The sequence below is a fragment of the Streptomyces sp. SID3343 genome, from assembly GCF_009865215.1.
Classification (GTDB): domain Bacteria; phylum Actinomycetota; class Actinomycetes; order Streptomycetales; family Streptomycetaceae; genus Embleya.
This window is the reverse complement of the sequence record NZ_WWJX01001081.1, coordinates 1-7,753: the sequence shown is the minus strand read 5'-3', so window position 1 is coordinate 7,753 and position 7,753 is coordinate 1. Positions and strand designations below refer to the sequence as shown.

Sequence of the window (7,753 nt, the reverse complement as noted above, 5' to 3'; positions counted from 1 at the left end):
GCCCCGAGCTGGCGATCTGCGTCGCGACGGTGGGTGGCGGAACGACCGCGCCGATCCTGGCGATGGACGACGACGCGTTCCTGGCCGACCTGCACCGCAATACGCACAGCGCGTTCCTCGCGATCAAGTACGCCGCGCCCGTGATCGCGGCCCGCGGCGGCGGCGCGATCGTGTGCGTGTCCTCGACGGCCGCGAAACTCACCATGCCGTTCCTGAGCGGCTACGCGGCCGGCAAGGCGGGCCTGGAGGCCCTGGTCCGGGCCGCCGCCGACGAGTTGGGCGCCGCGGGGGTGCGCGTCAACGCGGTCCGGCCGGGCCTGGTGAAGTCGCACGAGGAGGCCCGGATCTTCCGCGACGAGGAGATGATCGCGAGCTTCCTGGCGAACAAACCGCTCGGCCGCACCGGCGTGCCCCAGGACATCGCGGAGGCCGTGCGCCACCTCGCGGGCCCCGAGTCGTCCTGGACCACGGGCCAGAGCCTGGCCGTGGACGGCGGCAACGAACTGCGCCGCGCGCCGTCCTTCGAGAAATACGCGCGGGCCGCGCTCGGCGACGCCGCGATCGACGCGGCCCGCGCGGGGCGCGCTCCACGCTTTGCGCACGGCCCCGCCCCGACCTCGGCCCCCTGATTCGACCTCGGACCCTGCTACGACCTCGAACCCGTTTCGAGCTCGAATTCGACCCCGACACCGACATCGACCCCACGGAGTAGCGATGACCTCTGACGTGCAGCTTTCCATCGGCCTGCCGAACTTCGGCCCGTGGCCCGCCGGCGACTGGCGCGGCTTCGTCGACGTCGGCCGGGCCGCCGAGGACGCCGGTATCGACCGGATCGTGCTCGTGGACCACGTCGTGATGGGCCCCAACACCCAGAACTACACGTGGGGCCGCTTCCCGACCCCGCCCGAGGCCGCGTGGCCCGAGCCGCTCACGCTGCTCGCCGCGATCGCCGCGGTGACCTCGAAGGTGCGGCTCGCGACCGGGATCCTGGTCGCCCCGTTGCGCGGCGCGACGCTGCTCGCCAAGACCGCCGCGACGCTCGACCAGATCTCCGGCGGCCGGCTGGAGTTGGGCGTGGCCACGGGGTGGCAACGCGAGGAATACGACGCGGCCGGCCTCGACTGGGACGCGCGCGGGCGGCTGCTCACCGACACGCTCGCGGCGTGCAAAGCGCTGTGGACGAACCTGCCCGCGACGTTCGCGTCCGAGACGGTCAACTTCACCGACGCCTACTGCTCGCCGCTGCCCGTCCAGGCCGGCGGCGTGCCGCTGTGGATCGGCGGCACGCTCAACAAGCGCAACCTGGACCGGATCGTCGACAGCGGTGACGGCTGGATCCCGATCATGGGCCTGTCCACCGCCGACATGGGCCGCGACGTGCTGCGCATCCGCGAGGCGCTCGCCGCCGCGGGCCGCGACCCGCGGGCGCTGCGCGTGCAAGGCCCGTTGCCGATGGTCAAGGACGACGCCGGCCGGTTCGACCTGGCCCGCACGATGGAGGGCGCGGCCGAGGTGATCGCGGCCGGGGCGACCGCCGTGCATCTGCCGATCCAGGTGTTCTGTACCGGCCCCGAGGGCGCGCCCGCGTTCTTCGCGCAGGCCAGGGAACTGTTCGACAAGGTCGTCGGCGGCTGACCGACCGACGCCGCGGCCGGTCGCCTCGCCCCTGCTTTACCCGTCCTTGGGAAAGTTGACGGTTTGCGGAACGTCGCCGGGTGGAGGGTCGTTCCCAGGACAAGGCGCGATATGGCGCCCGTGTCCAACTCGGGAGGGCCCTCCATGTCCGACGTCACGCTCCCCACCGGCGCCAACTCGCCCCTGACCGGTGACACCGCCGAGGTCTCGATCGAGTGGGGCTCAGGGGACGTCGTCGACGTGTCGGCGGTCCTGCTCACCGACGCGCACAAGGTACGCACGGACGAAGACCTGGTCTTCTTCAACAATCCCGTCGGCGGCGACGGCGCGGTGCGCACCGCGGCCGGGCCGGCCGGCACCACGCACGTGACGGTGGAACTGGCCAAGGTGCCGGCCGAGATCGCCCGGGTGGTCGTGGTGGCCAGTTCCGACGCGGACCGGCCCGGCTCGACCCTGGGTCAGGTGCCGGGCCTGGGCGCGACGACGACCTCTGGAGGCACCCGGATCGGCTACACGCCGGACGCTTTCGCGGGCGGCGAGACGGTCGCGGTGCTCGTCGAGCTGTATCGGCGCGGCGACGCGTGGAAGGTGCGCGCGGTCGGCCAGGGCTACGCGAGCGGACTCGCCGGGCTCGCCACCGACTTCGGCATCTCGGTCGAGGAGGAGGAAGGCGAGGCGGAGCCGACCCCGGCGCCCGCCCCCACCCCGGCCGCGCCCGCGCACGTCATGGTCAAGGAGACGGCGCCCGCTCCGGCCGCGGAACCCGCGCGGATCTCGATGGCCAAGGAACCACTCGGCCGGGTCGACCTCGCCAAGGGCGGCCGGGCGACGATCAGCATGGACAAGGCCGATCGCTCCGTCACCGTCACCGCGTCCCTCGTGTGGGACGGCGGCAGCGACGCGCGCCGCAAGTCGGGCGCCGACCTGGACCTGTACGCGTTGTTCGTGCCCAGGTCCGAGGTGAGCGAGAAGAAGTCCGGCGGCAACGGCGTCATCTACTACAAGGAGTTGGGCAGCCTCGAGGCCGCGCCCTATATCCGACTCGACGGCGACTCGCGCACGGCGGGCCGCGAGACGGTCCGCATCACCCGCCCCGACGAGCAGGGCTACGTGCTGATCTGCGCCTACAGCGCGGTCGAGAACGGCTTCGGCAGTTTCAAGTCGTACGGCGCGCACGCCGAGGTCACCGACGGGGCGGGCTCGACGGTGAACGTGCCGTTGTTCAACAACAAGCGCGCGGTGTTCTGGGTGGCCATCGCCCTCGTGGACTTCACCGACGCCGAAGGCGTCTCGATCCAGCACGTCGAGAAGTACTCGAAGCTGATGGCCGAACGCCGACCGATGCTCTACACGGACGGCACGTTCGAAATGGGCGCGGGCCCGGCGGAGTTCAAGACCACGCGTGCCCCGCGCGAGCGCTGACGGACCTGCGGGCCCGCCCGGTCCCGGGCGGGCCCTGAGGCACAGGCGGTACTACTTGGCGGAGCGGTAGACGATCACCTTGTCGCCGACGCGCGACTCGTTGAACAGGTTCTGCACGAGGGCCTTGTCCCGCACGTTCACACAGCCGTGCGAGGCACCGGCGTAGCCCCGGGCGGCGAAGTCGGCCGAGTAGTGCACGGCCTGACCGCCGGAGAAGAACATCGCGAACGGCATGGGCGTGTGGTAGAGCGTCGAAACGTGGTCGCGGCTCTTGAAGTTGATGCTGAACGCACCCTCACGGGTGGGCGTCTCGGCCGAGCCGAACCGCACCGCGGTGGAGTACTGCACGTTGCCGTCGATGACCCAGTAGAGCTTGTCCGTGCGCTTGTCGATGCAGATCGCGCGCCCGGTCGTGCAGCGCTCGTCCAGTTGGGCCTGCTTCACCGGCGGCTTGGTGACCGGCGGTTTCGTGGCCGGCGGCTTGGTCGTCACGGGGGCCTTGGTCGCCGGCTTGCTCGTCGCCGGCTTGGTCGTCGGCGGCCTGCTCGTCGCGGGCGCCGAGGTCGCCGGCTTGCTCGTGGGCGGCTTCGTGGTCACGGGCACGGTGGACGGCGCCGCGCTCGTGCTCGGTGGGGTCTGTGACGGCGTCGCGGCGGGAGCGGTGCTCTCGGCGCCGGGCGTGGTGGGCGCACTCGTGATCGGCGAGGGCGCCGACGAAGCCGCCCCGGCGTCCGCCTTCGTATCGGTCGACCCCGAGTTGCACGCGGACAGGGCCAGGATCGCGGTAACCGTGAGCGCGAGGGATATGCGCGTCTTCTTCATGAACTGGTGCCTCTCCGGCCCATACGTGGATGTCCCCGAGTCGTGCACACCCTGTGGACACCATTTCGGGGCCCGTGAGGCTGCCTGCCTAGTTTGACCCATTCGGGTGGATGTTCAGCCGTACTCGGCCGGCTGTGACAGTTTCGGGTTCAACCGGTCGCAGATCCGTTGCCCGCGCATCGAGCCCCTCGGTGATCGAAGCGCCGGACCCGGCCCGTCCCCGATCCCTCGTGGCACAAGCCGGCCGCCTCGGCCGCGCGCCGGCAACAACGCCGTTGCCGAACCGTCACGTTTGCGGAGATCACCACCGGCTAGGGGAGGGGTTAGGCCCGGACGCGATCACAACCCAGGCGGCGATCATGTACCTGCTCCTCGCACTGCTTGCTCCGCTCGTGATGTTCCTGCTCATACCGGGGCTCGCTTGGTTCGAGGACCGCATGCTGGGCCCACACGCACCACCGTCCACCGTCCCGCCGCTCACACCGTCGGCCGTCGTGGCGGACGTCGTACCGACGGTGACCCCCGTCCCCGCGCCGGTCGCAGCCCCCACTCCCGCCCTCGTGCCCGTGGCCGCGCCCGCCCTCCGCCCCGGCGGGCACGCCGTTCGATCCGGTCGACCGCGCCACGCGAGCCGACCGACCCCGCTCGACTACCGACACCACATCGCGCGTCGGCGCCCGCCCCGAGCCCCGGTCTTCCGCTGACCGCGCACCGCCCCGGAGTCGACCCTGAGTGAGCAGTCCCCGCCACCCCCCGTGCGCATCGAGTCCGTGCCTCCCGAACTCGGTACGCCGTTGGGCGCGGCCCCGCTGTCGACGCGCTCCGCCGTGTGGCACGTGAGCGGAAGCCGGGACGACGTGGTGCTCAAACTCGCGCTGCCGGACGGTACGGGCCCCGCCAACCCCGTGTACTGGGCGCGCGAGGTCAAGGCGTACGAGTCCGACGTCCCGCACGACGTCTACGCCGAGCACGGACTGCGCCCACCGCGCGTGCTGCGGACGGATCACCGCGAGGACGGGTCGGTGGCCCTGTGGTTGGAATACGTGCGCGGCATCGCCGGGAGCACGTGGGACCTCCACCGGTGGACCCGCTTCGCGCACCGACTCGGCGCCGCGCAGGCCCGGCCCCGGCCGTACGGGCCGACCTGGCTGTACCGACGGCCGCCGCCGGTGGGGCCGTTGGCCGCGCGCGTACAGGGGCTACCGCTCGTGGTGTGTCATCTGGACCTGCGGCCGGTCGACCTGATCGCGCGGGACGCCGACGTCGTGGTGCTCGACTGGTCGCACGCGGGCTACGGCCTCCAGGGCGAGGACCTGGCCGGTTTGATCCTGGCCAACGCGTCCCGGCCGGAGTTGGCCTCGGCGATGGACGTCGAACTGCCGGCGGCGTACGCCCGGGGCGCGAACATCACCGAGACGGACGTTCGGGTGGCGATCGCGGCGACGGCGCCCGCGAAGTACGGCCGGGAGGCGGACGAGCCGACCCGGCGGGTGTTGCGGACGTGGCTCGAAGGCGTCGCGTCGTGCTGACGCCCCGGGGCGGGTGTACTCCCGCGGCCGGGGCGGTCGGTGGTCGGGCGGGCAGTCGGGCGGGCGGCGGGCTCGCGGGTGCCGTGCGCTGAGTGCGCTGTGCGCCTGGTGTGCGTAGTGGTTCTTCGAAGGCGTCGGGCCCGCTTGCTCAGCGACGCGATCGACGGATCGCCCAGAGCAGCACCACCACGACACCGACGGCAGCGGCGGCAGCCGGAATCGGGCGCTTGCGGATCTCCTGGACGCCGGAGTTCGCGGCGTGCGCGATCTCGTCGGGGGTGCGGTCGGCGATCCGGTCGCCGGCGACGTGGCGGACCTCCGCGACCCGTGCCCTGGTCTCCTCGGTCTTGCCGCCCACCTTCGATTTGGTCTCGTCGGCGACGTGTCGGACGCCCTCCTTGGCCTGCTCGGTCTGGTGCCGCGCGGCGGCCTTGACCTGTTCGGCCTTGTGCTGGGCGGCTTCCTTGACCTGTTCGGCCTTGTGCTGGGTGGCCTCCCTGATCTGTTCGGCCTTGTGCTGGGTGGCCTCCTTGGCCTGGTCCGCCTTGTGCGCGGCCGATTCCTTGGCCTGGTCGACGCGGTGGCCTGCGATCTCGCTCACCTCGCCGACCTTCGCGACCAGGTCGGCGTCGGCGGAGGTGTCGTGTGTCCGGCGCAGCGGCTCCTCGCCGTGCGACGGACCGGGCTTGGGACCGAGCGGGCGGCCTGGGGTGCTCATCGGTGCGCTCCTCTTGACGGGGTAGACGTCCGCGCGGATCTCGCGGGCCGCCTCGTCGCGGTTTCGGGGTACGGCATGCCGGCCCCCTCGGGCGTGGTACGCGTGCGGTGTTCGGGGGGCGCCTGCCCCGGAGCGGGCCGGCCATTCGTGCCGACCTCGGGTGGCGGGTCGCCCGTACCGCTCGCTCACCCGGCGCGCCGGCGGCGGGGCGGCGCGTCGAACACACAGTCACCGCACACGCCGCCGCGCGGGACGCGGTAGTACAGGCAGCACGTGGTACGGCGAAACGCCCCGCCTCCACCGGAGGCCGTGCCGCGCAGCAGCCCCGTCCGCAGCAGCCCGGCGGCGATATCGCGTGCGGACGCGGCCGGTTCGGGCCGCGCGACGGCGAAGCGCCGGTGCAGCACGCCCGCCGCACCGACCAGCGCCGAGGCCGCGTTGCCCCACAGCAGCGCCTCCGCCACCGGAACGACGGCCCGGGTCGCCTCGGCCAGCGGCACGAGGTGCGCCGACATCACCGCGTCGTACAGGTCGCCCACCCGATCCGCGCCCGCCTCGCGGGCCACCGGGTTCGACGCCCACAACTCGACCGGGCCGGTCGCCGGATACCGCCACCGGACCCGGCGCGGATCAAGATCGGGCACCACCTCGTCGATCACGGCCGCGCCGAGCACCGGCGACCACAGGCGGGAGGCCAGGCCCAGGAAGAGGATCGACGCGGCCACGCGCGGTTCGGCGGTGCCGAGCCTGCGTCGGACGTCCTCGATCCGCTCCGCCAAAGCGGTCGGTCGGTCGACGTCGTACAGCTCGACCAGCGGTCGAAAGCCGCTCTCGTCGGCGAGCCGACCGGTGGTCAGCTCGAAGTACGGCCCCACGTCGGCCGCGTGCGCCAAGGCCGTCGCCACATCGGTCATCCCCTCACCCTGGCACGAGCACGAGCGCGCGAACGAGCACGAGCGCGCGAACCGGCGCGGCACCGGCCGCGTTCGGGGTGACTCCTGCGGGTGAAGCTCGGCCCGACTCCGCGTGCCGCGGCCCGGATCGGCGCCGAGAGCGGCTAAGGATCGAGGATCAAGGTCCGACCGCTGTCCGGATCTCTTGTGCTGGAGGGCTCTCGTGTCGACCGTCTCCCCGCCTCCTGCCCGTCGTCGGCTGCTGCGCCGATCGGGCGCCGTATTCGCGTGCTCCGCCGTCCTGTTCGGCGCGGCTTGTCCGCCGCTCGGAGCCGTCGAGGCCGACTGGAAGGTGGTCACCCTCGCCGGTACCGGCGTGCCGGGGTCGGCCGGCGACGGCGGCCCCGGCGTCGCCGCGCAACTGAACGCGCCGGCGGGGATCGTGTGGGACGCGGCCGGAAACCTGTACATCGCGGACGCACGCGAGCACCGCGTGCGCCGACTCTCCCCCAACGGGTCCATCGCGACGATCGCGGGCACCGGCGCGGCGGGCTTCGCGGGCGACGGCGGACCCGCGACGGCCGCGCGGCTGTCCTCGCCGCGCGGGCTCGCGGTGGGCCCGGCGGGCGAACTGTACATCGCCGATCAAGGCAACGGCCGGGTGCGCAAGGTGGATTCGGTCGGCGTGATCACCACGTTCGCGGGTGGCGGGAGCGGCCGATTCGGCGGGTTCG

Annotated in this window: 9 protein-coding genes and 1 pseudogene; 7 read left to right on the top strand and 3 right to left on the bottom strand. The window is 72.7% G+C overall.

The window, feature by feature from the left end; translation table 11 throughout:
• The 3 genes from GT354_RS33870 to GT354_RS33860 all read left to right on the top strand — a co-directional run.
• Nucleotides 1–629 (top strand): SDR family oxidoreductase (locus tag GT354_RS33870; RefSeq protein ID WP_161360196.1); only part of this gene is annotated, 629 nt, incomplete at its 5' end.
• A gap of 85 nt (nt 630–714) precedes the next feature.
• Nucleotides 715–1,635, top strand: coding sequence for a TIGR03619 family F420-dependent LLM class oxidoreductase (locus GT354_RS33865; protein WP_161360195.1), 921 nt, complete (start codon nt 715–717; stop codon nt 1,633–1,635).
• A gap of 144 nt (nt 1,636–1,779) precedes the next feature.
• Nucleotides 1,780–3,057, top strand: a complete 1,278-nt coding sequence (locus tag GT354_RS33860) for a TerD family protein (protein ID WP_237535745.1) — start codon at nt 1,780–1,782, stop codon at nt 3,055–3,057.
• 51 nt (nt 3,058–3,108) lie between these two features.
• Here the strand turns inward: GT354_RS33860 and GT354_RS56755 are convergent, their stop codons facing one another.
• Complete coding sequence (locus tag GT354_RS56755) at nt 3,109–3,549, bottom strand: L,D-transpeptidase (protein ID WP_346012302.1); 441 nt, start codon at nt 3,547–3,549, stop codon at nt 3,109–3,111.
• On the opposite strand from GT354_RS56755, the gene GT354_RS56750 reads away from it, so the two are divergent.
• The 3 genes from GT354_RS56750 to GT354_RS33845 all read left to right on the top strand — a co-directional run bounded on the left by GT354_RS56750 (nt 3,527) and on the right by GT354_RS33845 (nt 5,408).
• On the top strand, nt 3,527–3,976 hold the full coding sequence (locus GT354_RS56750; protein ID WP_346012301.1) for a hypothetical protein: 450 nt from the start codon (nt 3,527–3,529) through the stop codon (nt 3,974–3,976). The genes GT354_RS56755 and GT354_RS56750 overlap by 23 nt on opposite strands.
• Before the next feature lie 262 nt (nt 3,977–4,238).
• Nucleotides 4,239–4,583, top strand: coding sequence for a hypothetical protein (locus GT354_RS33850; RefSeq protein WP_161360192.1), 345 nt, complete (start codon nt 4,239–4,241; stop codon nt 4,581–4,583).
• Nucleotides 4,584–4,634: 51 nt separating this feature from the next.
• Nucleotides 4,635–5,408 carry a phosphotransferase gene (locus tag GT354_RS33845; RefSeq protein WP_161360191.1) on the top strand — a complete coding sequence of 258 codons (774 nt, stop codon included), beginning with the start codon at nt 4,635–4,637 and terminating at the stop codon, nt 5,406–5,408.
• A gap of 148 nt (nt 5,409–5,556) precedes the next feature.
• On the opposite strand, the gene GT354_RS33840 is transcribed toward GT354_RS33845, so the two are convergent.
• Nucleotides 5,557–6,126 carry a hypothetical protein gene (locus GT354_RS33840; protein WP_161360190.1) on the bottom strand — a complete coding sequence of 190 codons (570 nt, stop codon included), beginning with the start codon at nt 6,124–6,126 and terminating at the stop codon, nt 5,557–5,559.
• 185 nt (nt 6,127–6,311) lie between these two features.
• On the bottom strand, nt 6,312–7,040 hold the full coding sequence (locus GT354_RS33835) for a (2Fe-2S)-binding protein (protein ID WP_161360189.1): 729 nt from the start codon (nt 7,038–7,040) through the stop codon (nt 6,312–6,314).
• 202 nt (nt 7,041–7,242) lie between these two features.
• On the opposite strand from GT354_RS33835, the pseudogene GT354_RS33830 reads away from it, so the two are divergent.
• A pseudogene (locus GT354_RS33830) lies at nt 7,243–7,753 on the top strand (hypothetical protein); the annotation flags it as partial.

Excerpts from the sequence above, each read along its gene's own strand:
- GT354_RS33865 (WP_161360195.1), top strand. The coding sequence starts at position 715 with ATGACCTCTGACGTGCAGCTTTCCATCGGCCTGCCGAACTTCGGCCCG.
- GT354_RS33860 (WP_237535745.1), top strand. The coding sequence starts at position 1,780 with ATGTCCGACGTCACGCTCCCCACCGGCGCCAACTCGCCCCTGACCGGT.
- GT354_RS33850 (WP_161360192.1), top strand. The coding sequence starts at position 4,239 with ATGTACCTGCTCCTCGCACTGCTTGCTCCGCTCGTGATGTTCCTGCTC.
- GT354_RS33840 (WP_161360190.1), bottom strand. The coding sequence starts at position 6,126 with ATGAGCACCCCAGGCCGCCCGCTCGGTCCCAAGCCCGGTCCGTCGCAC.
- GT354_RS33835 (WP_161360189.1), bottom strand. The coding sequence starts at position 7,040 with ATGACCGATGTGGCGACGGCCTTGGCGCACGCGGCCGACGTGGGGCCG.